This is a genomic window from Rhodococcus sp. 114MFTsu3.1 (genome assembly GCF_000383555.1).
In the GTDB taxonomy this organism is placed as follows: domain Bacteria; phylum Actinomycetota; class Actinomycetes; order Mycobacteriales; family Mycobacteriaceae; genus Rhodococcoides; species Rhodococcoides fascians_E.
Map to the genome: position 1 here is coordinate 411,624 of NZ_KB911545.1, position 25,224 is coordinate 436,847.

The window sequence follows — 25,224 nt, forward strand, 5'->3', positions numbered from 1 at the left end:
GAGCCTGAGGAGGGGTAGCAGAAGTGTCGTCTGGAAGTGCGCCGCTGGAGGATGGCCTGTTTCCGCTTTCTGCTGCCCAGATGAACATCTACTTCGCGCAGAAGCTGGCACCGGACGTGCCGTTCACGATCGCGCAGTACGTCGAGATCCGCGGGCACATCGACCCACCGACGCTCATCCGCGCCACCGATATCGCCTGTCGTGACCTGGAGTCGCCGGGCGTGAGGCTGACCGAGATCGACGGCCGTCCCTACCAATGGTTCGACACCAACGTGCCCTACGCGATGATCCACCGGGACTTCCGCGGCCAACTCGATCCCGTCGCCTACGCCCACGAATACATGAACGCGCAATACCGCGCACCCGTCGACCTGGTGCGGGATCAACTGATCGCGTCGGACATCATCCAGATCGGCGACGAGCACTACTACTGGTTCAGCCGCGCCCACCACATCGTCATGGACGGCCTCGGGGCCATCTCCGTGCAGGAACGCACCGCCGCCATCTACACCGCTCTGCTCACCGGCACCGATGCGCCGAAGACCCGAGCCGTCGGCGTCCGCGAGATCTACGACTACGAGGCCGCCTACCCCGCGTCGTCCCGCTACGAGACCGACCGTCAGTACTGGCTCGGCCGGCTCGACGGACACAGTGACGCCCCCCGACTCGCGCGTTCGTCCTCGGTGCCGAGCGGCGTCTCGATCAGCGTCGGGGCGGAGCTCGAGCCCGAGATCGCCGACGCCATGGCCGAACTCGCGCGCCGCTACAACTCCTCCGACGTGCCCGTCGTACTCGCGGCGTTCTCGCTGTACCTCGCGCGGATGACCGACACCGAAGACGTCATGCTCAGCCTCCCCGTCTCCGGACGTGCGACGACCAAGCTGCGCGACTCCTCCGGCATGATGTCCAACGTCGTACCCCTGCGCATCGGCGTCGAGCCCGGGGTCACCGTCGAAGAGCTTCTCCGACGCATTCAGGTCGAGCTCACCGGCGCACTCCGGCACCAGCGGTTCCGGGTGGAGGACATGCAGCGTGCCGCGGGCACCGACGTCGGCGCTGCCGCCGGTCGCGGCATTTTCGGTCCGTCGGTCAATATCATGATGTACAACAGCACAATTCGACTCGGCGATGTCGTCGGCGAGTATCGAGTGCTGTCGAGCGGTCCCATCGACGACATGATGGTCAACGTCTACCCGGGCGTCGCCGGGGCGACCACCCGCGTCGACTTCCTCGGCAACCCGGCCGTGTACACCGCCGACGAGCTCGGCTACCACCACGCACGGTTTCTCGACCTGCTGCGGGAACTCGTCGGCGCTCCCGACGGCTTGTCGGTCTCGGAGCTCACCGTCCCCGGCGCGGAGGACAGCGCAGCGTGGGGTACCACCGAGCCGCAGCTGTTGACCTCGTTGCTGCAGAAATCTGCCGTCGTTCGGTACGGCGGAATCGACCACATTGCTGCCGATTTCGCCCTGAGCGCGGCGGGAGTGGCCTCTGGGTTGCCGGCCGGGACCGAGACGCGAATTGCCGTGGCGATCGGACGGTCGTATCACTCGCTTCTGGCGGCGTGGGCGGTTTCGGTGGCCGGTGGGTCGTTCGTGCCCGTCGATCCGTTCGAGCCGGCCGATCGGCTGACGCAGATCCTCACCGACGCCTCCGTCGAGGTCGGCATCACCACCCGCGAGCTCGCGACGTCGCTGCCCGGATCGGTTCGGTGGCTCGCCATCGAGGATCTGCTCGACGCGCAGTCGTTCGACACAAGCGCTCCGACAACACGAGTCGACAACGAGGCCTACCTCGTACATACCTCGGGGAGTACCGGGCGTCCCAAAGCCGTCAGCGTCACTCATCGCGGACTCGCGCAATTGGCAGCCGCTGTGGTGGAACGCTATTCGGTGACGCCGGAGTCTCGGGTGCTGCACCTCGCATCGCCGATCTTCGACGCGTCGATCCAGGAAATACTCTCCGCGTTCGCAGCCGGTGCCACGTTGGTGATCGCACCCGCCGAGGTGTACGCGGGCAGGATGCTGGCCGATTTCATTGCCGCAGAACGCATCACCCATCTCGTGACCTCCCCGGCAGTCCTCGCGACACTCGAACCCGAGGACCTCGCGGGCATCGACGTGTTCGACGTCGGCGGTGAAGAATGCCCACCGGAACTGCGCGACCGGTTCGCGGCAGCCTCCCACCACATGCCCGCCGGCGCGTTGTCCGATCGGCAGTTGCTCAACGCCTACGGACCGACGGAAGCGACCGTCCTGGCCACGCTCTCCGAGCCCATGACGGTGGGCGGACGCGTCACGATCGGTACCGCTCTTCCCGGCGTCCGCGCCGTTGTTCTCGACGCCCACCTGCGTTTTGCACCGCGCGGAGGCGTCGGCGAGCTGTATCTCGGGGGCGACGGCATTGCCCGCGGATACGACGGCCAACCCGGTCTCACCGCCTCGCGTTTCGTCGCGGACGTCGGTGGCGCCCGGCTGTACCGAACCGGAGACGTCGTGCGGTGGGCTGTCGACGGCAGCGCGCTCGAGTATCTGGGCCGCAGCGATCGCCAGGTCCAACTGCAGGGGCGCCGCGTGGAACTCGGCGAGATCGAGTCGGTCGCCGCCCGATCGCCCGGCGTCACGGCGGCCGTCGCGGCCGTGCACGATCAACGAATCACGCTGTACGTCACTGGTTTAACCGACAATCTGGACTCGCATCTCTCCGCGCACCTGCCTCGGTGGATGGTGCCGGCCCACGTCACGGTTCTCGACGCTTTCCCGATGACCGCGAGCGGCAAGATCGACAGACGTGCTCTGCCGGCGCCGGTCGTGGGCGAGGACACCGCGTACGTGGCGCCGCGGACCGAGACCGAAACGCTGGTCGCGACCGTCTTCGCCGACGTCCTCGGCGCCGGCGGTCTGACAGGACGGGCTGTCGGGCGCGAACACTCGTTCTTCGACCTCGGCGGGGACTCCCTCAGCGCCACGCGCGTGCTGTCCAGGCTCGGCGGCACGGTGACTCTGCCGACGCTGTTCGATGTCCCCACCGTTGCCGGAGTCGCTGCCGCCCTCGACGCATCCGCCGACCAGGGTTCGTCGCTCGACTTGCTCGACACCCAGGCTCTGTTCGATATGCCGGTGCCGAAACGGATTCCACTGTCCTACTCGCAGCAGCGCATGTGGTTCCTCAACCAGTTCGACGCCAGCTCCCCGGCCTACAACATGCCGGTCGCGCTGCGGATCACCGATGCGACCGCGGGCGACGGATCGATCGTGGTGGCCGCACTGCGAGACGTGCTCGAACGGCACGAGTCGTTGCGCACATACTTTCCGGCGGACGAGGACGGCCCACGCCAGGTGGTGAAGCCCACCGGCCAGGTACTGGACCACATCCCCACGTACGCGGTGCACCCGGACGACCTGGGCGGGCGCATCGCCGCACTGGCGTCGGCCGGCTTCGACGTTGCCGACGACGTGCCGATCCGCGCCGCCGTTCTGCAGTCCGAGCAGGACGTGACCGTCGTGATCGTGCTGCACCACATCGCGATCGACGGATGGTCCATCGACCCGCTGGTCCGTGACTTCGCCGTCGCACACGCCGCTCGACTGGCCGGGCACGCACCCACGTGGTCGAGACTCCCCGCGCAGTACAGCCAGTACGCGGTCTGGAACCGAGCGGTCGTCGACGCCGTCGCGGAAAGCCAACTCGCCTACTGGACAACCGTGTTGGATACCGATCTTCCGCTTGCCGCGCTGCCCGCCGATCATCCACGCCCGCCGGTGCAGTCCCTGGTCACCGCCGACGTCCCGATCACCGTCGACGCGTCGGTGCACTCCGCGATTCGCGATCTCGCGAAGGCATCCAACGCAACGACGTTCATGGTGGTGCACGCAGCACTCGCCGCCACTCTCACCCGGTTCGGGGACGCCACCCGCACCGTCGTCGGCACACCGTCGGCCGGCCGCGGCCACGAGGCACTCGACGACATGGTGGGGATGTTCGTCGGAACCGTGCCCCTGACGGTCGACGTCGATCCCTCGTCGACCTTCACGGAACTGCTTGCCGCCGTGCGGCACAACGACCTGGACGCGTTCGCGCACACCGAGCTGCCGTTCGAGCGCATCGTCGACGCCCTCGCGACGGACCGATCACTGGACCGGCACCCGATCTTCCAGGTCATGCTCGCGTTCGACAATGCACAGCACCAGTCGGTGGACGACCTCCCGATCACCGTTGTTCCGGTTCCGACGCACACCTCGGAATTCGACCTCGGATTGGTACTCACCGAGACCGCCGACGGCATCACCGGCCAGATCGAGTACGCCGCCGACCTGTACGAGCACCGGACGGCCCAGCACTTCGCGGACACCCTGCTCACCGTGCTCAGCACCGTCGCCGACACACCCGATGCGGTGGTGGGCGACATCGAACTGGGCGACATCGAACTGGGGCAGGTTGAGCAGCCCGCCGTGCATGCACCCGTGGGCACTCTGCTGGACGTGTGGACCGACGGAAATATCGCTCTCGACGGAGCCGAGACGCTGACGTACGACGAGCTGGATCGTCGCTCCAACCGCATCGCGCGCCTGCTCATCGCCGAGGGCGTCGGCCCGGAATCGCTCGTCGCACTGTCGCTGGAACGCTCGGCGGATTACGTGCTCGCCCTGTGGGCCGTGGCGAAGGCCGGGGCCGCGTTCGTCCCCGTCGACCCGACCTACCCCGCAGCCCGACGCACAGCAATCCTCGACGGCATCCGAATCGGATTCGGCGGCAACGAGACCGGAATCGACTGGGTCGACGAAGCCGCTGCCCTACTGCTCAGCGACGCACCCGTCACCGACGCCGAGCGCACCTCGACGCTGCTGCCGGCGCACCCCGCCTACGTCATCCACACCTCTGGATCCACGGGCACACCCAAACCGGTCGCCGTGACGCACGGAACCGTCCACGCCTTGGCTCAGCAGGTTGTTCCGCGCTACCGCGTCGACGCAGAATCCCGGGTACTGCACGGTTATTCGGTCAACTTCGACGCCGCGATGCTGGAGCTGATCCTGGCGTTCGGTGCGGGCGCAACCCTCGTGATCGCCCCGACCGACCTGGTCGACGGTGACGCGATGGCCCAGTTCCTCACCGAACACGCCGTCACCCACTTCCTGTCCACACCCGCAGTCCTCGCCACGGTCCCGCCCGTGGACAGCGTGACGACGGTAGCCGTCGGCGGCGACGTCCTCGGAGCGGACGTCGTGACGCAGTGGAGCCCGAACCGGCTGATGCTCAACGCCTACGGCCCCTCCGAAGCCACCGTGGTGGCGACGCTGACCGATGGCCTGACGACCGACAGTCCCGTCACCATCGGGCGCCCCCTCGCGCACATCTCGGCGCACGTGCTGGACACACGGCTGCGGCCGGTGCCGCGCGGCGGCGTCGGCGAGCTGTATCTGGCGGGCGGACTGGCCCGGGGTTACGGCTCGCGGGCAGCGTTGACCGCCGAGCGCTTCGTCGCAGGTCCGGGCGGTACCCGTCTCTATCGCACCGGCGACCGGGTACGCATCGGGGAGGGCGGCGAGCTCGATTTCCGCGGACGCATCGACACCCAGGTCCAGATTCGCGGAGTGCGAGTGGAACTGGGCGATATCGAGGCAGCACTGCGCACGCATGCCGACGTCACCGCGGCTGTCGCCGACGCACGGGACGGCCGAATCGTGGCCTGGGTCGTGGGAGTGGGCGAGCAGGACGCCAAGCTGTGGCTGTTGGACAGACTGCCGCTGGCGCTGATGCCCACCGCGATCGTGCCGATCGATCGACTACCGCTGACCGCCAACGGGAAAGTCGACACTCGTGCCTTGGTGTCGCCCGACGCACTCGCGGGTGACGCGGTAACCCGCACCCTCGCCGAGGACGTGATCCTCGGGATCTTCGCCGACACCCTCGGCGGCGCTGCCGAGAACATGAGCGTCGACACCAACTTCTTCGTCATGGGCGGCGACTCGCTCCGCGCGGCCCGAGCCGCCACCCGGATCGGCGCAGCCCTGGGGACCCACGTGCCCGTGCGCACGATCTTCGAATCGCCGACGGCAAAGCTCCTCGGCGCATCGGTGCAGAAGCTGTCCACCGAACACGCGCCTCCGCCTGCGCTGATTCACCGTTCGGACGCGCGATCGTTCACGCAGCCGGCCCCCGCCGAGCGCCGGATCTGGCTGCAGAACCGGTACGCACCCGACTCCGCGGCCTACAACATCGCGTTCGAGCTCGCACTACCCGACGACCTCGACGTCGAGGTACTACGAGCTGCCATCACCGACGTCGTCGAGCGCCACCTGCCGCTGCGCACGGTGTACCCGTCGACGCCGGACGGCCCGACGACCACGCTGTTGGACGCGGTCACCGTCGTCTCCTCACTCGACGAACGCCACGCGGACGCATCGACAGCACCCGTCGAGGGCTTCGATCTGACGATGGAACCACCGGTACGGCTCTCGCTGCAGGAGCGGAGCCTGCAGGAGCGACCCCGGCAGGAGCGGAGCCTGCAGGAGCGACCCAGGCAGGAGCGGAGCCTGCAGGAGCGACCCGAAGACACAGTCAAGGTTCTGACGGTGGTTGCGCATCATGTTGCTGTGGACGGGCTGTCTCTCGGTCCGCTGGCGCGGGATGTCGACACTGCACTGACGGCACGCGGTGCAGGTTCGGCGCCCGAGTTCGAATCGCTTGCAGTCGATTACGCCGACTACCGGCTGTGGCAGCAGGACGTCCTCGCCAGTGTCGCTGCACCACAGCTCGACTACTGGCGCACTGCACTGGCGGGGTTGCCGGGCTACCTCGATCTGCCGACCGGGGTCTTGGACGCCGACGCTGCGTACGTTCCCGGTGAATTCCGTATCGACGCAGACACTCTCGGTGACCTACGTGGCCTGGCGCATCGCCTGGGCGCGACGGTGTTCGTCGTCGTTCACGCAGCCCTCGCGGCGGTGTTGGCCGAGGCCAGCGGCTCGTCGGACATCGCCATCGGTACACCGGTCTCCGGCAGGTCGCACCCTGCACTGGACGAGTTGGTGGGCATGTTCGTCGGCACCGTCGTACTGCGAACGGACGTGCAGCCGTCGACGACGTTCGAAGAATTCGTGATCGACGTGCGCAATCGCGACCTCGACGCCTTCGCCAACTCCGACGTTCCGTTCGAGTGGGTGGTCGACGCCGTGGCGCCCACCCGCACACTCGACACGCACCCGCTGTTCCAGGTGTTGCTCGCGATGGGTGAACTCGGCGCGCCGACATTGGAATTCGGTTCCACCTCCGTGACTCCCCGGCGCATCGACATCGAGAGCACGCAATTCGACCTGGAAGTGGTCGTCGAGGAAACGGTCGACGGGCTGACCGGGCGGCTGGCGTACTCGCCCACTCGCTTCGGACCGTCGGTGCCCGCTGCGTTGGCGGACAGGCTTGCGGCCGTGCTCACCCTCGTCGCGCACGATCCGAGCGTCCGGTTGGGAAGCGCCGAATTCGCCGCAGCCCACTCGTCCGCGATCGTCAGCACCGACGGCTCTGCCGAGCAGTACACGCTGGCCACAGTGTTCGCCGAGGCGGCGCGTCGATGGCCGGACAACACGGCCATCCTCGACGGTGACGAGGAGCTGACCTACCGCGAGCTCGACGAGCGTTCGAATGCCCTGGCCCAGAACCTCGTTCGTCGTGGCGTGGAGCCAGGATCGCTCGTTGCCGTTTCCCTGCCGCGGTCGGCCGAATCCGTGATCGCTCTCTGGGCCGTTGCGAAGTCCGGTGCCGGATACCTCCCGATCGACACGACGCTGCCGACCCACCGGATCCGCGAAATCCTGTCCGACGCCGCACCGGTCACCGGCATCGCAGCGATCGATTCCGGCCTCGCACAGCCGACATGGCTGACGGTGGGCACCGAGTCGGACGAGAGCTTCACTGCTCGGGCCGTTCCCGTGGACAGCACCGCGTACGTCATCTACACCTCCGGTTCCACCGGAACGCCCAAGGGTGTGCGCGTCACGCACCGAGGCATCGCGGACCTCGTCGAAAGCCAGCGTGAACTGTTCGACGTGACGCCCGGCTCACGCGTACTGCAGTTCGCATCGCTCGCCTTCGACGCATCCGTCTTCGAACTGCTGCTCGCGTTCGGCTCCGGCGGAACCGTCGTGGTGGGCGCGCCCGACGTGTACGCCGGACGCGCACTGGAAACCCTGATCGCGCAGCACCAGGTGACCCACGTGTGCCTGACCCCGACGGTCCTGCAGATCACCGACCCGCACGCCACTCCGTCGGTCGAGGTCGTCATCATGGCCGGTGAAGCCACCAATACCGCTTTGCTGCAACGATGGTCGACAGGTCGCCGCGTGTACAACGCCTACGGACCCACCGAAGGTACCGTCATGAGCACGTGCACGGACGCTGCGCCCCCGGCCGGTCCGGTGACCATCGGCCGACCTACCCGCGGATTCACCACCGCCGTCCTCGACTCCCGGCTGCGACCGGTGGGGGAGGGCATCGTCGGCGAGCTCTACCTGGCAGGCGACGGCCTCGCCGAGGGATACCTGCGTAAGCCGGGGTGGACGTCGAGCAGCTTCGTGGCCAACCCGTTCGGAACCGGACGTCTCTATCGCACAGGCGACCTGGTCCGATGGGTCGGAGGCTCACTCGAATACCTGGGCCGCGCCGATTCGCAGGTCAAGATCCGTGGTCACCGAGTGGAACTCAGCGAAATCGAGTCCGCGCTCCTGCAACACCCGGGAGTGGAACAGGCGTCGGCAATCGGGCGCAGCGGAGCGGACGGCAGGGGATCGGACGGCAGTGGATCGGACGGCAGCGGAGCGGACGGCAGTGAATTGAACGGCAGCGGATCGCTTGCCGCCTACATCGTCGGACCGGCGCGGCCGCGCTCGGTGCGCGAGTTCCTCGCCCGCACCCTGCCCGCCTACATGGTTCCCAGCACGGTCACCCGCGTCGACACCCTCCCGACCACGCTGTCCGGCAAAGTCGACGCGGCACGCCTGCCGGACCCGGCACCGGCGTCGGATCCGAAGCTCGCGCCGACGACACCGCTCGAACATGCAGTCCACCAAGTGTTTTCCGACGTGCTGGATCTACCGGCCGACCGATTCGGCGTCGGCGACAACTTCTTCGATCTCGGTGGGCATTCGCTGTCGGTGGTGCAAGTGGTCGACGCTCTCGGAGATCGGCTGGGGCTGACCGTCCCGGTGACGGCCATGCTGACTCACCCCACCGTCGCCGGTGTGGCCGCGCAGCTCCGGACCGGCGCCCGTGACCACGGCGGCGCGTTCGACGTGCTGCTCCCGATCCGCACCGACGGCCCCGGTGAGCCGCTGTTCTGCATCCACCCCGCCATCGGGATCGCGTGGAGTTACCTCTCGTTGCTGAGCGAGACCGACAGGCCGCTCTTCGGACTGCAGGTTCCCGGCATCGCAGGCGGGGAGGATGCGCCGTCGACCATCGAGGATTTCGCGGCGCGCTACGTCGCGGAGATCCGCGCCGTGCAACCGGACGGCCCGTACCACCTGCTCGGATGGTCGCTCGGCGGCGTGATCGCCCACGCTGCCGCCGTTCAGCTGCAGTCCATGGGCGAGGAAGTGGCGCAGCTGACGCTGGTCGACGCGACCCTGACCGCACCCACCGACAGCGCACCGTTCAGCATCGCCGACCTCGCCGATCAGCTCGGCGTGGACGGCGAATCGTTCGACGAGATCCGAGACGGATTGGTCCACGGCCGCGGCGAACTCGCCTTCCTGACCGTCGAGAACCTGCGTCGCATGTACGCACCCGTCGCCGACGCGCCGCAGTGGGTCACCGCGTACCGGCCGCAGGTGTTCAAGGGGGACGTTCTCTACTTCGCAGCACGCGGATCGCGCGGCGCGGAGCAGTGGGACGAGTTCGTCGACGGCCCGGTCTCGGTAGTGCGGGTCGACGCCGAACACGAGAACATGCTGGGTGAAGCAGGCGCCCACGCACTCGGCCGAGAACTCGGCCTGCTTCTGCCGAAGGAAGGTGTGGCGTGATGACCACCAATCTGCAGCCCTATGTGGACAACGTCCAAGCGCACTACGATCTGTCGGACGAATTCTTCGCCCTGTTCCTCGATACGAGCATGACCTACAGCTGCGCGTACTTCGAACGCGAGGACATGACGCTCGAAGAGGCCCAGACCGCCAAGATCGACCTGGCGCTCGGCAAGTTGGATCTGCAGCCTGGAATGACGTTGCTGGACATCGGCTGCGGATGGGGTGCACTCGCCAAGCGTGCCGCCGAGAAGTACGGCGTCGACGTCATCGGACTGACACTCAGCCGCAACCAATTCGACCGTGCCAGTGCCGTCGTCGCGCACCTCGACGGCGTCGAGATCCGTCTGCAAGGGTGGGAGGAGTTCAGTCCACCCGCCGGTCGAACCGTCGACCGCATCGTCAGCGTCGGAGCGTTCGAGCACTTCCGGCGCCAGCGCTACTCCGCGTTCTTCGACAAATGCCGGGCCGTGCTGCCACCCGACGGCCGAATGTTGTTGCACACCATCGTCATGCGGCCGATCGCCGAAGTGCTGGCGAGCGGCGTCGTGTTCACCCGCGAGGACGCAGACTTCGTACGCTTCATCATGCGGGAGATCTTCCCCGGCGGACAGCTCGCACAATCCGACATGGTGGTCACCAAAGCGTCCGAAGCGGGCTTACGGCTCGAACGTGAGCACGCACTCGGGCCGCACTACGCGAGAACGCTCGACGAATGGACCGATCGCTTGGTCGACCACCGAGAAGCCGCAATTGCGTTGTCTTCGAGCGAAGTTTACGAGCGATACATCCATTACCTGACCGGATGTTCGTCCAGATTCAAGGACGGACGTATAGATGTCGTGCAGTTCACCCTGACGCCGGGCGAGTGCTGATGAACTAGCGCGCGAGAAGACCGACAAGCATGAAAACATGAACACGAGCGTTGCTGGAAAAGATGAGGGAGCCCCAAGTGGAAATCCAGGACTACCTACAGATACTGCGAACTAGATGGATGGTCATCGTGGTCACCGTGGCCGTCGCAGTGCTGGGTGCACTTGCGGTGTCGCTACTGACCACTCCGACCTACCAGTCGTCGAGCCGAGTGTTCGTCTCGACGTCGGGAGGATCGACCGTCAGCGAGACCTACCAGGGCAACCTGTTCTCGCAGCAGCGCGTCGCGTCGTACTCCGAGCTCGTCACCGGTGAGACGCTCGCTGCGCGGACGATCGACGAACTGGGCCTGAACATGACGCCGGCCCAGCTCGCCTCGAAGGTCACGGCCACGTCCACCCCCGACACCGTGCTGCTCGACATCGTCGTCGTCGATACCTCGCCCGGCCTGGCACGCGACATCGCCAACTCCCTCGCAACGCAGCTCACCACCTTGGTCCGTGAACTCGAGACGCCGGAAGACGGCGGAACCCCCGCCGCCGGAGTGCGACTGGTGGAGCAGGCACAGGAATCGTCGGCCCCTGTCAGCCCCAAGACCACCCGCAACCTCGCCCTCGGTGCCGCCGTCGGCCTACTGCTCGGCATCGCACTCGCAGTACTGCGCGACCGACTCGACAACACCATCAAGACCCGCACCAAGCTCGAAGCAGCGTCCAAGACCCCCCTCGTCGGAAGCCTGCCGTTCGACAAGAACCTCAAGGAGAACGCCGTCGTCGAATTCGGCGCGGCACACTCGCCGAGCGCCGAGTCCTACCGCGAGCTGCGCACCAACCTCCAGTTCCTCGAAGTCGACCACCCGCCGCGCGTCATCGTCGTCACCAGTGCCGTTCCGGCCGAAGGAAAGACGACCGTCGCCGTCAACCTCGCCCTGGCCCTCGCCGAGGCCGGCCACCACGTCGCACTCGTCGAAGGTGACCTGCGGCGTCCGCGGGTCTCCAAGTACCTCGGACTGATCGGATCCGTCGGTCTGTCCACCGTCCTGGCCAACCAGGCCGACCTGTCCGACGTCATGCAGCCCACCAAATACGAAGGCCTCGAAGTACTCGCCTCCGGACCGCTGCCGCCGAACCCCTCGGAGCTCCTCGGCTCCGAAGCATCCAGGCGCGTCATCGACGAACTCCGCGGCCGATTCGACTACATCATCGTCGACGGTGCCCCGCTGCTTCCGGTCACCGACTCCGCACTGCTGACCACCCACAGCGACGGCGCCTTGGTCGTCGCACGCTACGGCCACACCACCGAGAACGAGGTGGCCCGAGCCGTCGGCAACCTCGAAACCATCGGCGCGCACATCCTCGGCGCCGTGTTCACGATGATGCCCGCCGGACGCAAGGGCGGCGACAACTACTCGTACTACTACGAGACGGACTCGTCGATCCCTCGTCAGACCCCTAACCCGGTGACACCGGGATCGAGCGTCACAGCATGGGACGGCAGCCAGGCCGCCGCACCGCAGGCTTCCGCATCGCAGGCTGCGCCGCCTCAGGCGTCACCACCGGTCGCGCCGCCTCAGGTATCACCACCGGTCGCGCATCCGGCCGCACAGCCCCCGGTGACCCCGCCGCCGGTCACGCCGCCCGCATCGCCGTACGGAACGGGACAACCGCCTGCTGCGCCGGCGTCGTACGAGGCCGGGCCGTCTCGCACGTCGACACCGCGTCCCCCGACGGCCACGCCGCCCGGAACGCCTCCGGGAACCCCGCGGCCTCCGGCGACCTCCGTGCGCAAGCCGGGGGCGCTCGACAACGGCGTTGCACCGTCGAGGCGATACAAGGAATGAAAGGGACGCGGCTCGGCGCAGCCGCCGTGTTCTCGTTCGTCGCGAGCATTGCGGTGGCATCGCCGGCCCCCGCTGCCCCCGCTGCTCTCGTGGGGCCGGGCACCGGATACATCACGACCGGAGGCATCGAAGACCTCACGGCGTGCTCGTTCGCGGCCGTCGGATACGACGCGGCCGGACGACTCGTCGGACTGACCGCCGGACACTGCGTGCTGTCGCCTGGCCTGCCGGTCACGCTCGTCGACAACCCCGGTGCCGGACCGGTCGGCGTCACCGTCTCGGGCCACTGGGGTCCGGATTACGGTGTCGTCGAGCTCGACCCAGCCAAGGTGATACCCGTGTCCTCGCGCGGCGGGATCACCGTCACCGACATCGGACCCACATTGCCCGGCCGGCCTGTCTGCAAGATCGGCGCGGCCACCGCAACCACATGCGGCACCGTCCTGGACGTCCGACCGGACACCGACATCGTCACAGGAACGCCCACGTTCTGGGCCGACTCGGGCGGAGCTCTGGTCAGCGGAACTACACTCGTCGGCATCGCCAGCCATGCCGACACCGTCCCCGTCCTGAGCCCGACGGTCTACGCATCCGCAGCCGAATCTCTGGCGCGGTTGAACGCACGCGGCGGCACAGGAGCAGGATTTCGGCCGATCGGAAGCTAGACAGGTTGCCTGTGACATTGCGTGGAACGTGACGCTCAGTATGACCAAGCTCATGCATTCAACCGAAGTATTTTTTTGTTCTCGAAACCAATCCAAGGGCATGTTCCTGCACAATCGTCCTCATGCCATCACGTACGGCGCCCCCTCGCCCACCCGGTAAGAATCGTCCCCTCCACGTTGCCGTGGTCGTCGGCCTGTGGACTGCAGTGCTGATAGCTCTCGCTGCCGCGGCCATGACAGGCAAGTTGTAGCTTCATCTCGGAAATCGAGGGAACCGTTTCGCTCCCTGCTGCGTCGAACAGGAATAGAAGGCGTTTGATGCGGATGGTGGCCTGAGGCACGGCCGCCGAACCGAGGGGGTACGGATGCTTCAAGTCGATCCCGACTCGTTGCGTGCGCTGTCGTCGTCACTGACGAGGACAGCCGACGCTGTGGCATCACTCGACCCGTCGCCGCCGCTCCGGGTGGCGGTCGAGGCCATGCCGCACTCGGCGTTCGGGGCTGTAGCGGGCAACTCCGCCGAGACAGTTCTCGCCGCCTACCGCACGGCCGCCGAACGCATCCGTCAGATCGCCGAGGCCGCCGGATCGAGTGCCAACAGCTACGACCGCACCGAAGCTGCGTTCCGCGAGCAACTGCACAAGTTCCTCGGCGAGCAGGCATGACCGTCTCCGTCTCGCAACTGCGAGCCTGGAATCCCGCCACCCTGACGTGCGTCGGGGACGACCTGGCACAGATCAACCTCGTGTTCGACGAGTCCCTCCGCAGCGTCACCCGCGCTGCACGTGACACCCTCGAACGGTGGGAAGGCGACGCCGCCGACACCGCCCGGGTCCTCGTCGACCAGGTCGCCGACACCCGCATCGTCGACGCCATCGACGCCTACACCGCAGTGTTCGACGCCGCCGCTCGGGAGATCGCCGCCGTCCGCCAGTCCGTTCTCGCGGTCGTCGACACCGCGCTCGCCGGTGGATTCGACGTCCTCGACGACGGCAGCGTGCGCGTCGCCGACCCCGATCTGCAGCAGCGTGCGCAGGGCATCGAAACCCAACTGCAATCCATGCTCAGCAGCGCAGTGGACACCGATTACACCTACGCCACCAAACTGCAGCGCGCAGTCGACGTGATCCTCGGCCTCCAGCCCGTCGCCGAGCCGCAGCCCTACATCCCGGAGATCCGGTCGATCCTTCCCGACGAACCCCACGACCTGGCCGAGCTGTGGAGCAGGCTCACCCCGTACGAGCGCGACGGCCTGGCGGTGTGGGACCCGACCATCGGAAACCGCGACGGACTGCCCGCCGACGACAAATCCCGATACAACACCGTCCTCCTGCACACCCTCGTGTCCGACGCGCGAGACCGTGTCGCCGAAGTCGAAGCGCGCCATGGCGATTGGCTGCAGGATCGCAACCTCCCCAGCGAGAACCACGACGACGCAGCAGCCCTGCGCGACTACGCCCGATGGCTCGACGACCGCGACGCCGCCGAGACAGCCCTCGCCGGATACGACACCGTCCAAGCCGAACTCAGCCGAGCCGGAGCGCCCACCTACCTGTTGAACATCGACGAACACGGCCGAGGCGCACTGGCATTGAACAACCCCGACACCGCCCAGAACGTCGCCACCTACGTGCCGGGAGCATCCACGGTGCTCGCCTCCATCGGACGAGACCTCTCACGCGCGGAGAACCTGCTCGACTCCGCCAACATGGTCAGCGGCGCACGCAACTCGGTCATCGCGTGGCTCGGATACAACGCCCCTCCCACCCTGCTCGACGCCACCTCGGACAGCTTCGCCGACGCCGGTGCCCCGCGGCTGGAACGGTTTCAGGAAGGTCTGCGTGCGGCCCACGAAGGCGACGCCGCGCACCACACCGTCCTCGGTCACGGGTACGGCAGTGTCGTCGTCGAGCGGGCTTCGTTGGGTGACGGAGACGTCGTCGTGGCCGCAGCCGACACGTCGCTTCCTGGATCGCTCGACGCCACCAGCCCGGTCGAGGGCACCGCGCGTTTCGACGGAAGCAACTACTTCGACCGCGGAAACCCTGCCCTCGACACCATCGGCCGAATCATCGCAGGCAAGGGTGCTGCATGACAACGCTATTCGGCACCGACGCACGAGACAGCGCACTGGACGCACTCGAGAAGTCTCGACGCGCACTACCGTCGGACGTGCAGTTGAACCGTAGGCACCCCGGTTTCCCGGAATCACAGCTCGCCCTCGGCAAGTTCGAGCCCGCCTACGACGACAACACCACCATCGATGGGCCACATCGCTTCTCGGCCGCGTACTGGGTACTCGGATGCACCGGGCGGGACGCGCTGTCCGTCCTCTCGCACGCCTGGGCGGACTGGGGATGGAGCGTCGACGACCGATCTGCCGACGACCTCGGATCCGTCCGTGCAACATCATCCGACGGCTACCGACTGATCGGCAGGCTCACCGACGACGAGCGTCTCAGCCTCGCAGTGTCCTCGCCACCCTTCCCGTACGAAGGACTGGCGCAGGCAGGAACCTGACACCCCTTTTACCGACCCCGCACGCCTGGTCGCGTCAGAGCAGGCGTGCGGAGTCGTCAGTAGGGGTGCTAAGTCCCGGACAGCACGCTCCACCCTCGAGGCTCCGCGAACGTGCTTCTCCACAGCCCCCCAGGCGCTGTTTACCGTCGTGATTTCATGGCGGCCTTGTGCCCCAGGTTCGGGTCGCGGGCCAGGCGTTCGTACTCGGCTGTGCCCAGTCCATAGAGTGCGACGCGACCCTCACCGTCGTGGTGCGTGCCCCACCCGTAGCGCTTGCCGAGCGGGGAGGCACGCAGGCACGCCTGATCCTTGGCGAAGAACGCTGCCCTCGCTTCGTCCATCTCGCTCGGCGGAACGCCGGTTCTCGCGGCGTGAACGGCGAACAGCACGTCGTCCGAGCTCATCTCGTACGGCGCCTGCGAGAGCAGTTCGTACTGCAGCCTCGCGACCGTGGGATTCCCGCGCCCGGCGGGCGGCTCCTCGCCTTCGGTGGCAGGGCAGTCCGGGGCTGCCTCGATGAAGACATTGCGGTAATCGGTGCTCATGGCGACATCGTCACCCACCGGCAGCGACAGCGTATTGCACAATTGCGACATGGTTCGACACCCGGTGGATCGACCGATCGACGTGACCGAACGGTCCGGCGTGCTCGGTCCGGCCAACCTGCCCTTGTTCGACGCGCAGTGGTTCACGCCCGCGCAGTCCGTGCGCGACGTCGTCGACACGTACTGGAGCGTCGAGTGGAACCTGCCGGACGGAACGAACATCGATCAGCAGGTGCTCGAATTCCCCGCCGTGACGCTGAGCATCGAATTCGGCTCGGTCCCCGCACCTTTCATGCTGACCAACGTCCAACGCCGGGCATGGTCGAGGACGATCCGCGGCACAGGCAGGGTCTTCGGGATCCGTTTGCGCCCGGCAGGACTGGCCGTGCTGTCCGACCTCGACCCGTCGAATGTGGAGCAGGAGCAACCCGTCACCGCTGATCTGGACGCCGCCCTCACCCGGCATCTGACTACCATCGCGGCCGAAACATCCCCGTCGGACCGCGCCGAACGAGCAGACCGATTGATCGAGGATCTGCTGCAGAAGCACCCGATCACCGAGTCCCGGCTACTCGCGAACGCGGTGGTAGTCGAACTGGCAGAGAGTGTCCGATCGAGAACCGGACCCGCCCTCGCACACCGACTCGGCGTCAGCGAACGCGCAATACAACGTGCACTGAAGGAGACACTGGGCATGGGGCCCAAAGCAATAGCCCGACGCATCCGCCTCCAAGAAGTCGTTCGCAGACTCTCACTCCCCGACGCCGACGTCAGCGCCATCGCCGCAGCACTCGACTACACCGACCAGGCACATCTCATCCGCGACTTCAAAGGCGTCGCAGGCACCACACCGGGGCAGTACATACGGGCAATGCCTTCTCGTGGCGGGGCCGAGGGCTAGTCGATATCTCAGGGCTGCCCCTATGACGGCATCCTCGAGGTACTGCTCTGATGCCCGTCGGTAACGTCGGGGAGGTGCACGAAGTAATCGATGTGGACATCGACCTGATGGCCGGGGCTCTCATCCTGGACTCGATCGGAAACAGGGATGGAGTCCCTACCGAACGCTTTCCGACACCGCCTGATCTGGTGAAGGGAGGCCGAGGTCTGGTGGTTATCCACGCAGGTGGGCGCGGCAAAGTCCACGTAACGGTGAGAATTGGACCAGCAGCATCCGCACTGACCGACGCCGAGCGTGCGCTATGGGAGGAAACCCAAGAGGTCGCTTACGCCTGCGAGGACCCGCAGGTCTTCCTCGACGGATCCACCGGAGAAGTCGTCGCACCGTTCACACTGCCTGAAGGCGATTACCGCATCCGAGTGTTCGTTCGTGGTCGCGCGAAGTACTTCGACAGCTACACAGCCCCGGACGAGGAAGCTCGAGTGCATGTCGAGATGCACATCTGGCCAGCGCACGTCGAAGTGAGCGCACCGAGCTGAGAAGAGCTGGGTGTCATCGTCGGTCTCGATTAGTCTCGCACTATGAGGAGTCGAGTACCGTTCCGCGGGACGTGGTTCGCGGTCGCCGCGCTGGCGATGGCGTACGCCATCGTCTCCGGACTGTCTCCGGTTGCGACAATCTCGATGTCGTGCGGGAAGATTGGTGAACTGAGCCCGTTCTACGGGAGATCCGGATTTACTTGTACGGATTCCATTCTCGACGCAGTGGGGTTGGTGCCCGTTGCGCTCCTCGGCATCTTGCTGGCGGCTCCACCTGTAATTGCGGGTGTCGCCCTGAACCGGAACGTATCACTCTGTGCAGCAGTTGCATTGGGATTCATGGCCATCTTCGGCTTGCTCAATTGGACCGGGTTCTGGGTGCTGATGCTGATGGGAGCGTTACCTGCCGCAGTCTTCGCCGCCATCGTTGCCGCACTACAGCCACATTTCCGTAGACCAGTTGCTTCTGTGTCGGACCGAGTTAATTTCGCCGATTGAGAGCTCGGCCGAAGTGGTCGTCGCAACTCGGAATCGAATCATGACGCATCGGTCAGCGGTGTACGGCACAGGCAGCGGGCTCAGGGCATGACTGTAGGCGGCACATGTCAAGCTCTGTGCCGCTGTGGGTCTGCTTACCTGCCCACGGTGGGCTCGTGTCACCCGCCACCGTGGGCTCGGGCGTCGACCTATTCTCGGGCGGCCCCTGGGTTGCCTGGTTCTGGGTCGTTGGTTTCGGGGTCGCTCGTTTCAGTATCGGTGGAGTCGACGGGACCGAACAGGGGGAGTTCCGGGATGGGTCGGATGTACTCGTCGGGGTGGTGATAGTGATTGAGTAGCCCACGTCGAAGTGGGTCGAGCGTTGTCGGGGAATGCCATAGCGTGCGGCCTGGATAGGGGTGGTCGGGGCCGGCCTTGGTCGTGGCCCAGTCGGTGTCCTTCGGGCCGACCAGGGGATGATGTCGATCGCATCCGAAAGTGAGGTCCTCGATATCGGTGTTTCCACCGGCCGCCCACTCTTCGATGTGGTGGACCTGGCTCCACGTTGCAGGGCGGGTGCAGCCGGGGAAGCTGCATCCACGATCGGCTGCTATCAACACGATTCGTTGGTCCGCCGACGCCAATCGCTTGGCGCGCCGAAGTTGAAGCGGACGTTCGTCGTTGTCGAAGATGACCAAGCACTGATAGGCGTGTGACGCCATCCGAATGGCATCCCGCATTCCCACCAGGGACCCGGTTGCGGTCACCGCATGGCCCGAAGCGGCTTCGAGATCCTTCACACTCATCGTCAACACGGCTGTCACGGGAAGTCCCCTGTGCATCCCCAACTTTCCGGACGCGAGCATCTGCCGGAACACCATCTTCATCGCGTCGTGCTGCCGTCGCCCCCTGCCTCGAAGATCTCGACGCGCCCGCGCTGCCGCCTCTTCATCGACCGGTTCGCCCTCGGCGGGCTGGCCGTCGCCCGTGGCGTCTTTCGGAACGCTCGACTGATCAGGTCGATCGTCACAACCGTCCGCGTCATCAGGTGAGTCGACGACCGGTGGGGGATCTGCTGGATTGGCCTGTCCGGGTTTCGCCCATTTGTCGAAGACGGCCTCGATGTACGCACGCAGTTCAGAGTCGACGACCATCTTCCCGCGGGACAAGCCGTCAGACCCTTGTTCGTCGAACTGGACGTAGCATCGGTCCGCGACCCGCGCGGGGTCTTCGTCATCACCGTCGGGGTCGATCAGGTCGTACAAGCGCGAGGCAGCTGCCTTCAGGTGGTCCGGGCTGAGCTGGCGTGCCAATTCCGCCAGCTGAGCCTCCGCTTTCTCTCGCGTCTCGATGTCGACCTTCGATCCCAGACGCCAGAAGAACTTTCTGATGATCTGTTGATGCTCCTCGTTGATCACCCCGTCCTCCGCGCCGCGAAGGGTGTTCGGTGACAACGGTTCCAAACGCTCACCCGTGACGGATGTGCGCTCGCCGAACTCCATGGCCAAGCGGATACGTTGCCCCGCTCGCGTTCCGGAGGATCGCAACAACACGGACAGTGCTTCAGGGACCGACCCGTAGATGTCGTCCAAGCCTCGTTGGTCGACGAGATCTGCGATCCAGGTGTGGCTGTACGCGAACAACTTTTGACGGATCACTTCCATGCGCACCAGTAGAGCGCGTCGATCCGCGTTGTGAAGCCCGGCTGTCTGCATGCGACCGATCTCCTCCGCTCCCCTCTCGATCATCTCGACGACCTCGCGGAGAGACGAGGGACCGATGACAGGAACACCGTCACCGGATGCTCGCCAATGTGGCTGTGTGTCAGTGACAATCGTTGACTGAGCCATTGCTTCTGAATCTCCCCCTGAAAGCATGTGAGAAGACTACCCGGTGCCACCGACAAGCTTTCGAACATCAGTGCGAGGAGTCGAGATGCGATAGGCTCGTCGCAATCGAATTGAGGAGAAGTCGTGGAATGGCATGTCTCGGTGTTGAACCCGACGACCAAGCGGGCGCAACTGTCGAGTGGACACGCACCCGATCGCGAGACTGCAATCCGGATGATCGTCGCGGAAGGACGCGCGATGGCACGTGCCTCGGACGGGACGATCGTCGGAACGTACGGAAACGTCGTCATAGACGACCAGCCCGGCAATACCGTGCCGTTCGGTGACACCTCGCTGAGCGACGACGAGCTCGGCCGCAGGGTGCAGGCCGCAATCGACTACGTACAGGAGCGGTCCGCGAAATATGCTGCCACGATTGCTCCCGTGGCTTCTGTTGCCCCGCGGGAGCCTACGGAATTCTCGACACCGGCAGGTGACGTCGCGCAGCAGTGGGGTCGAATCTCTCGCTGGTTGACTACGCACCACACGAAGGTGCCGTCCGCAGGTGCGCCTCAGCACCTCATCGACGACGCCGAAGCCCGGACCCAGACGACCTGGCCGGAGGAGCTGAAGCAGCTCTTCGGTCACGTCGACGGACTGGCGTCGGACGCATGGTTTCCTCTGCTGCCGTCGCATGATCTGTTCGGTCTCGAGCAGGTGATCGACGAACGTCAGGTCGAGCTGGAGGTATGGGGGGAGTTCGAAGAGGATGTGCCCGAGGAATCCGACGCCGGGGATCGAGTGGGGACATGGCTCCCAGAATTCCTGCCGTTCGCCGGAGTGGACGGAAACTTTCTGTTCATCGACTCCAGGCCAGGGCCGCTTCATGGTTGTGTCACCGGATTCGACAAGGTCGGCGCGGACGATCAGGGTCCCCGATGGATCTCGTTGAGCGCCATGCTCACCGACCTCGCCGACGCACTCGAGACCGGCCGAAAGTTCGCAGGTGCTTGGGTCCCCAGCGTCGTCGACGGTCAGTTGGACTGGACGTACGAAAAATAGGTGGCGGGGCCTGCGAGGATGAACTGGTGATCGAGAACCCGTCCATTCTGCAGTTCCGCCGCCTCGCGCAGTCGTCGCCGTGGCGGTGGACGAGCGTCGAATTCACCCGTTCGCCAGACCGATTCGACACCGGTGTCCACGCGTGGATCCGTCGGCCAGGGGCAATGCGGGTGGAAGAGAACGGCGGTCGCGTCGTCGTGCACAAGGCGAGTAGGCCGTTCGACGGTGCCATGACGCGGAGCAACAATGGCCCATTGCTGCCGGTGCAGGGACGTTGGCCGTCCACAGTGGTTCCGGTGTACGACACCGACGGTCTCGTCGAGAGCGTGCCGCCCGAGATGCACGGCCCGTCGGTGGAGTGGGACGACCCGATGTTCGACGACTACCTGTGGGTGGCGATGCTCAACCCCGTCGAACTGGCCAGATCCGCCCACGACACGACCTCCGGCCCGACGGTCGATCTGTCGCAGTTGAGGGTGGTGACCCATCACGGCCGCACGGCGTGGGAAGCGATCGCCACCCCGACCGCCGCGTACGACCCACGATGTGACTGTTGCCCGATGCTCTCGGGAGGGTTCGTCGAAGACGAATGGATACCCGGACCACCGTCGACCGTACGACTGGACGTCCAGACCGGGATCTGCGTTTACCTCGAAACCGAGGGATCTGCCCGGGATCTCGACATTCTGAGCGTCGACACCGCACTGCCGGATGCACTGTTCGAGAAGTAAGTCAGCGGAGGGTCCAGCCGCGCCTGATCAAGAGGCTGGACCCTCGACGCGATCATGCGCGCGGATCGAGTGTCACCTTCACCGAGACGGAAGACCCGTCCTTGCGGGTGACGGCGTGGCCGGTCCGGGTGATGCCGTCGAGGTCGATGGAGATGGGGCCGCCGTCGGGGTAGAAGTTCCGCCACCAGTTCTTCTTGTCCGGCATTGCGACGCCGATGATCACCTCGTCGCCGCGGCGACGGTAGCCCACCAGGACGCTGAACTGCTTGCCGGATCTGCGGCCCGTGTAGGTGACCTCGGTGATCGTGCCCGAGACGAATCTGCCGACGACCGGCGCGTTCAACAGCGGACGTACAAGCGCATTGAACCGAGCAGCGACGCGCTGAAATGTGTTCATACCCGTGATCCTGCCTGGGAACCGACAGCCGTGCACCCGGTACTTTCGACCGGTGAGAAGACTGGACTCGCGCCGCGCAGGCATCTGGGCCGACGCATTGACGATCGTGTCCCTCGTGGCACTCGGGGTGTGCGTTGCGGCCGTCGTCGACCGGGTGTCTCCGCCGAACACGGTGCAGTCCGAGGCCGCCCCGTCGTCGTTTACCCGAGAGCCCACCCGAGAGCCCATCCCCGTGCCCGAACCAACGGACACGACCTACCTCGAACCCGAGGTCGACGCGGACGCGCCCATACCAGGTTGCGACACCGTGGAACCTCCTGCCGAGCCCGCGATCCGGGGCCAGATCTCGACCAGCGTCGACACCTACGACAACCCGCAGTACCCCTGGTACGACGGCCGGCGAGCGGTGATGATGACCGACGCCGTTGCTGCCGCCTTGCCGGACAGGGTCGAGGTCCAGTTCGGCAGCCGCCGCACTTCTCTGATCTTCCAACCGATTCCCCAGTCTCCCGCTGATCCGAGTGGACCGCGGCCTCCAGGATTCGCCTCGGCGACAGCCGACATGGCACGAGGCGACACGTCGGGACTGCTCGCGGTCTCGGTCCGGAAAGGCGACGGTTCGGTGCCGTCGTGTGTGGCAGGTCAGGTCGATGAGAGAAGTGTTTCCGCGGACGGATCGGTGGTGGACGTGAACGAATCCTGGTACCAGTACGGGCCGGACAGAACGAACTTTCGCACCGTCGAGGCCTACTATCCGGACGGAACGCAGGTGACCGCGACAGCGTCGGACGCGCCCAATTTTCCGTCGACCAGGACCGGTGATCGCGACATCGTACTGACCGTCGCCGAGCTCGAAAAGATCGCGGAGCAACCGGAACTGCGTGTGAGTGCACCGGTCCCCGCGGACACGCCCGAGCCGACCCGTGGGTGCTCCGATTCCTTCGGTTTCGAATACGACGGACCGCCCATCGACGGCGATACAGCCGGTGAGCTGAACGACGCGCTGGGAGACCTCGACATCGGTGAGTCCTTCAGCCCCGCACTGGACAGCCTGATGCTCGTCGATTTCAGTACGTCGGCAGTGTGCACGCACGTCGATGTACAGAACACGGGTGCGGACCTGACCGTCACGATCACCGGCGGGGCCGAACTCCCCGTGGTCCCCGACGTCTACGACCCGTCCTACGCCGACCGGCCGATGAGAACCGAAACTCTGGACAGCGGAGCGGTACTCGAGGTCGACGAGAACGGCTACTCCTATTCGCCTGCGCCGGAATCGGGCCCGGCTGGGGGGTCGACGCGCGTCGTGACCGTCACCTACCCGTCGGGTACGCAGGTGAACGTCCGGTCGCATGCCGAGAAACCCGACGAGCCGCTCACCGCAGACGCACTCATCGCCATCGCGACTGCCGACGGGTTGGATGTCCTGTGAACGCGCACCGAAGGTTGGCCGCAACAGCTGTGGTCGCGGTGGTGGCGGTCGGTGCGGCCGTGTACCTGGTCTCGACGTCCACGAACGAGTCCGATGTGCCCTCGGTGGCCACGGCAACCGCCCCTGGCGCTGTCTGGACCGTCGACGCCTCCGATGTACTCGAAAACGAGTTCGCGACGTTCGAGGACCCCGTAGGCGGTAGGTACGGTGAAGTGTTCGGCGGTGTCGTCGACGCCGGGGACGTGCTCGTTGCCGAAGCCGGCCTCACCAATCAGGACTCGAAGAAATTCGAGCGGGCAGAGTTCGTCGGAATCGACGCGGCGTCCGGCGCTGTTCGGTGGACGACGCCTGCCGACGGGACCGGACGATGCTCGACGGGACTGCTCGACGGAAAGATACTGTGCCGCAGCGACTCGGACGTCGTCACCATCGACCCGGGCGACGGTGAGCTCACGCGTTACGGGACCCGATGGAACATACACGGCGTCGGGACCGACGGCACCGACGTCTACGTCGTCGAAGGGGACCCGGACGGCTACACCGTCCGCGTCCACAGTGGATCGTTGTCGGATCTCGACGAGAACTGGACGACCACCTACGACAACACCTGGGTCGACTCCACGACGTTCGGCGACATCGTGCAGTTTGCTGGCGGTGTCGGTGTCGGTGTCGCCAGGTTCACCTCGGGAACCGCGGTGTTCGACGCCGGCACCGGCGCAGCCGTGGACACCTTCGACTCTCCCGACTGCGCGCGGAGCCGTGAGCTGCGCGACGGCGACGCGTTCTTCGTAGTCGGCAGACGCTGTTCGGACCTGTTCGAATTCCGTACCGATCTGGTCGACTCTGCATCGAACGTGATCGCCACTGCGAACGAGGAGGTGTGGCAGCGTCTGTCCGTCGACAACTCCCGTGCGGGAGACCCCGTCCTGTTCGACGGCAAAGCCTACGATCCCCGTACCGGTGCTCGGCTGTGGGAATTCGACGAGGAGAGCCCTGTCTCCGACCTCGCGATCGTCGACGGCGTAGTCATGTGGATGTACGGCCCGGCCCGTGACCTGCGCACCGGCGCGATCTTGTGGGAACCGGACGTCGAACAACAGTCCGTACTGCCGACCGCCGCGTACGACGGATCCGCCTACACCGTCGGATGGCAGGACATTCTCGTCATCGATCCCGCCACAGGACACCGTCGGGCCTCGGTGTCGCTCGACGGCCTGCTCGGCAACACCGGAGGGCGATCCGAACAAGTCGCACTCCAGGAAACCGGCGCCGGAGTGCTGGTCGTCAACGAGTCGAGGTTGAATCTGATCCGCTGAGGACTTCAGACACGATCAGGTCAAGAATTTCGTCTGATTCGACCCAGTAACGAACAGCGGGCTCCGGAAGACATAAAGTGT

18 protein-coding genes are annotated in these 25,224 nt (G+C 65.9%); 15 read left to right on the forward strand and 3 right to left on the reverse strand.

What is annotated here, in order from left to right; genetic code table 11:
* The first annotated feature begins 23 nt into the window (after window positions 1-23).
* The 8 genes from H292_RS0104955 to H292_RS0104990 all read left to right on the forward strand — a co-directional run bounded on the left by H292_RS0104955 (window position 24) and on the right by H292_RS0104990 (window position 15,914).
* Window positions 24-10,016: a non-ribosomal peptide synthetase gene (locus tag H292_RS0104955; protein ID WP_231383761.1), complete on the forward strand. Its 9,993-nt coding sequence runs from the start codon at window positions 24-26 to the stop codon at window positions 10,014-10,016.
* Window positions 10,016-10,891 (forward strand): cyclopropane mycolic acid synthase family methyltransferase, encoded by an 876-nt coding sequence (locus tag H292_RS0104960; RefSeq protein WP_020110665.1) that lies wholly within the window; start codon window positions 10,016-10,018, stop codon window positions 10,889-10,891. The genes H292_RS0104955 and H292_RS0104960 overlap by 1 nt, the downstream gene beginning before the upstream one ends.
* A 77-nt stretch (window positions 10,892-10,968) precedes the next feature.
* Window positions 10,969-12,729 (forward strand): polysaccharide biosynthesis tyrosine autokinase, encoded by a 1,761-nt coding sequence (locus H292_RS26785; protein WP_231383762.1) that lies wholly within the window; start codon window positions 10,969-10,971, stop codon window positions 12,727-12,729.
* Window positions 12,726-13,394, forward strand: coding sequence for a hypothetical protein (locus H292_RS0104970; RefSeq protein WP_020110667.1), 669 nt, complete (start codon window positions 12,726-12,728; stop codon window positions 13,392-13,394). Before H292_RS26785 ends, H292_RS0104970 begins: the two co-directional genes overlap by 4 nt.
* 122 nt (window positions 13,395-13,516) lie before the next feature.
* Window positions 13,517-13,645 (forward strand): hypothetical protein, encoded by a 129-nt coding sequence (locus tag H292_RS28715; protein ID WP_255182855.1) that lies wholly within the window; start codon window positions 13,517-13,519, stop codon window positions 13,643-13,645.
* A 114-nt stretch (window positions 13,646-13,759) separates the two neighbouring features.
* Entirely contained in the window at window positions 13,760-14,059 is a 300-nt protein-coding gene (locus H292_RS0104980) for a type VII secretion target (RefSeq protein WP_020110669.1), read from the forward strand.
* Window positions 14,056-15,489, forward strand: a complete 1,434-nt coding sequence (locus H292_RS0104985; RefSeq protein WP_020110670.1) for an alpha/beta hydrolase — start codon at window positions 14,056-14,058, stop codon at window positions 15,487-15,489. The genes H292_RS0104980 and H292_RS0104985 overlap by 4 nt, the downstream gene beginning before the upstream one ends.
* Window positions 15,486-15,914 (forward strand): hypothetical protein, encoded by a 429-nt coding sequence (locus H292_RS0104990; RefSeq protein ID WP_020110671.1) that lies wholly within the window; start codon window positions 15,486-15,488, stop codon window positions 15,912-15,914. The genes H292_RS0104985 and H292_RS0104990 overlap by 4 nt, the downstream gene beginning before the upstream one ends.
* 140 nt (window positions 15,915-16,054) lie before the next feature.
* Here H292_RS0104990 and H292_RS0104995 read toward each other — a convergent pair whose 3' ends face one another.
* A complete protein-coding gene (locus H292_RS0104995) occupies window positions 16,055-16,459 on the reverse strand; it encodes a DUF6157 family protein (RefSeq protein WP_231383763.1) in 405 nt (134 codons plus the stop codon).
* Between the two features lie 49 nt (window positions 16,460-16,508).
* Here H292_RS0104995 and H292_RS0105000 point away from each other — a divergent pair, with 49 nt between their 5' ends.
* The 3 genes from H292_RS0105000 to H292_RS0105010 are packed head-to-tail and all read left to right on the forward strand — an operon-like array spanning window position 16,509 to window position 18,397.
* Window positions 16,509-17,360: a helix-turn-helix domain-containing protein gene (locus H292_RS0105000; protein WP_027498619.1), complete on the forward strand. Its 852-nt coding sequence runs from the start codon at window positions 16,509-16,511 to the stop codon at window positions 17,358-17,360.
* Window positions 17,361-17,410: 50 nt separating this feature from the next.
* A complete protein-coding gene (locus H292_RS0105005; RefSeq protein ID WP_020110674.1) occupies window positions 17,411-17,899 on the forward strand; it encodes a hypothetical protein in 489 nt (162 codons plus the stop codon).
* 42 nt (window positions 17,900-17,941) lie between these two features.
* Window positions 17,942-18,397, forward strand: a complete 456-nt coding sequence (locus tag H292_RS0105010; RefSeq protein WP_020110675.1) for a hypothetical protein — start codon at window positions 17,942-17,944, stop codon at window positions 18,395-18,397.
* 188 nt (window positions 18,398-18,585) lie between these two features.
* On the opposite strand, the gene H292_RS26790 is transcribed toward H292_RS0105010, so the two are convergent.
* Window positions 18,586-20,124, reverse strand: a complete 1,539-nt coding sequence (locus H292_RS26790) for an HNH endonuclease signature motif containing protein (protein WP_020110676.1) — start codon at window positions 20,122-20,124, stop codon at window positions 18,586-18,588.
* A gap of 225 nt (window positions 20,125-20,349) precedes the next feature.
* Here H292_RS26790 and H292_RS0105020 point away from each other — a divergent pair, with 225 nt between their 5' ends.
* Together H292_RS0105020 and H292_RS0105025 are read left to right on the forward strand one after the other, a co-directional pair.
* Entirely contained in the window at window positions 20,350-21,267 is a 918-nt protein-coding gene (locus H292_RS0105020) for an SMI1/KNR4 family protein (RefSeq protein ID WP_020110677.1), read from the forward strand.
* Between the two features lie 26 nt (window positions 21,268-21,293).
* On the forward strand, window positions 21,294-21,998 hold the full coding sequence (locus H292_RS0105025) for a hypothetical protein (RefSeq protein WP_020110678.1): 705 nt from the start codon (window positions 21,294-21,296) through the stop codon (window positions 21,996-21,998).
* A 52-nt stretch (window positions 21,999-22,050) separates the two neighbouring features.
* Here H292_RS0105025 and H292_RS0105030 read toward each other — a convergent pair whose 3' ends face one another.
* Window positions 22,051-22,395, reverse strand: a complete 345-nt coding sequence (locus H292_RS0105030; protein WP_020110679.1) for a hypothetical protein — start codon at window positions 22,393-22,395, stop codon at window positions 22,051-22,053.
* Between the two features lie 52 nt (window positions 22,396-22,447).
* Here H292_RS0105030 and H292_RS0105035 point away from each other — a divergent pair, with 52 nt between their 5' ends.
* Both H292_RS0105035 and H292_RS0105040 read left to right on the forward strand, forming a co-directional pair.
* Entirely contained in the window at window positions 22,448-23,827 is a 1,380-nt protein-coding gene (locus tag H292_RS0105035; RefSeq protein WP_020110680.1) for a hypothetical protein, read from the forward strand.
* On the forward strand, window positions 23,824-25,143 hold the full coding sequence (locus H292_RS0105040) for an outer membrane protein assembly factor BamB family protein (protein ID WP_231383764.1): 1,320 nt from the start codon (window positions 23,824-23,826) through the stop codon (window positions 25,141-25,143). Before H292_RS0105035 ends, H292_RS0105040 begins: the two co-directional genes overlap by 4 nt.
* The last annotated feature ends 81 nt before the right edge of the window (window positions 25,144-25,224 follow it).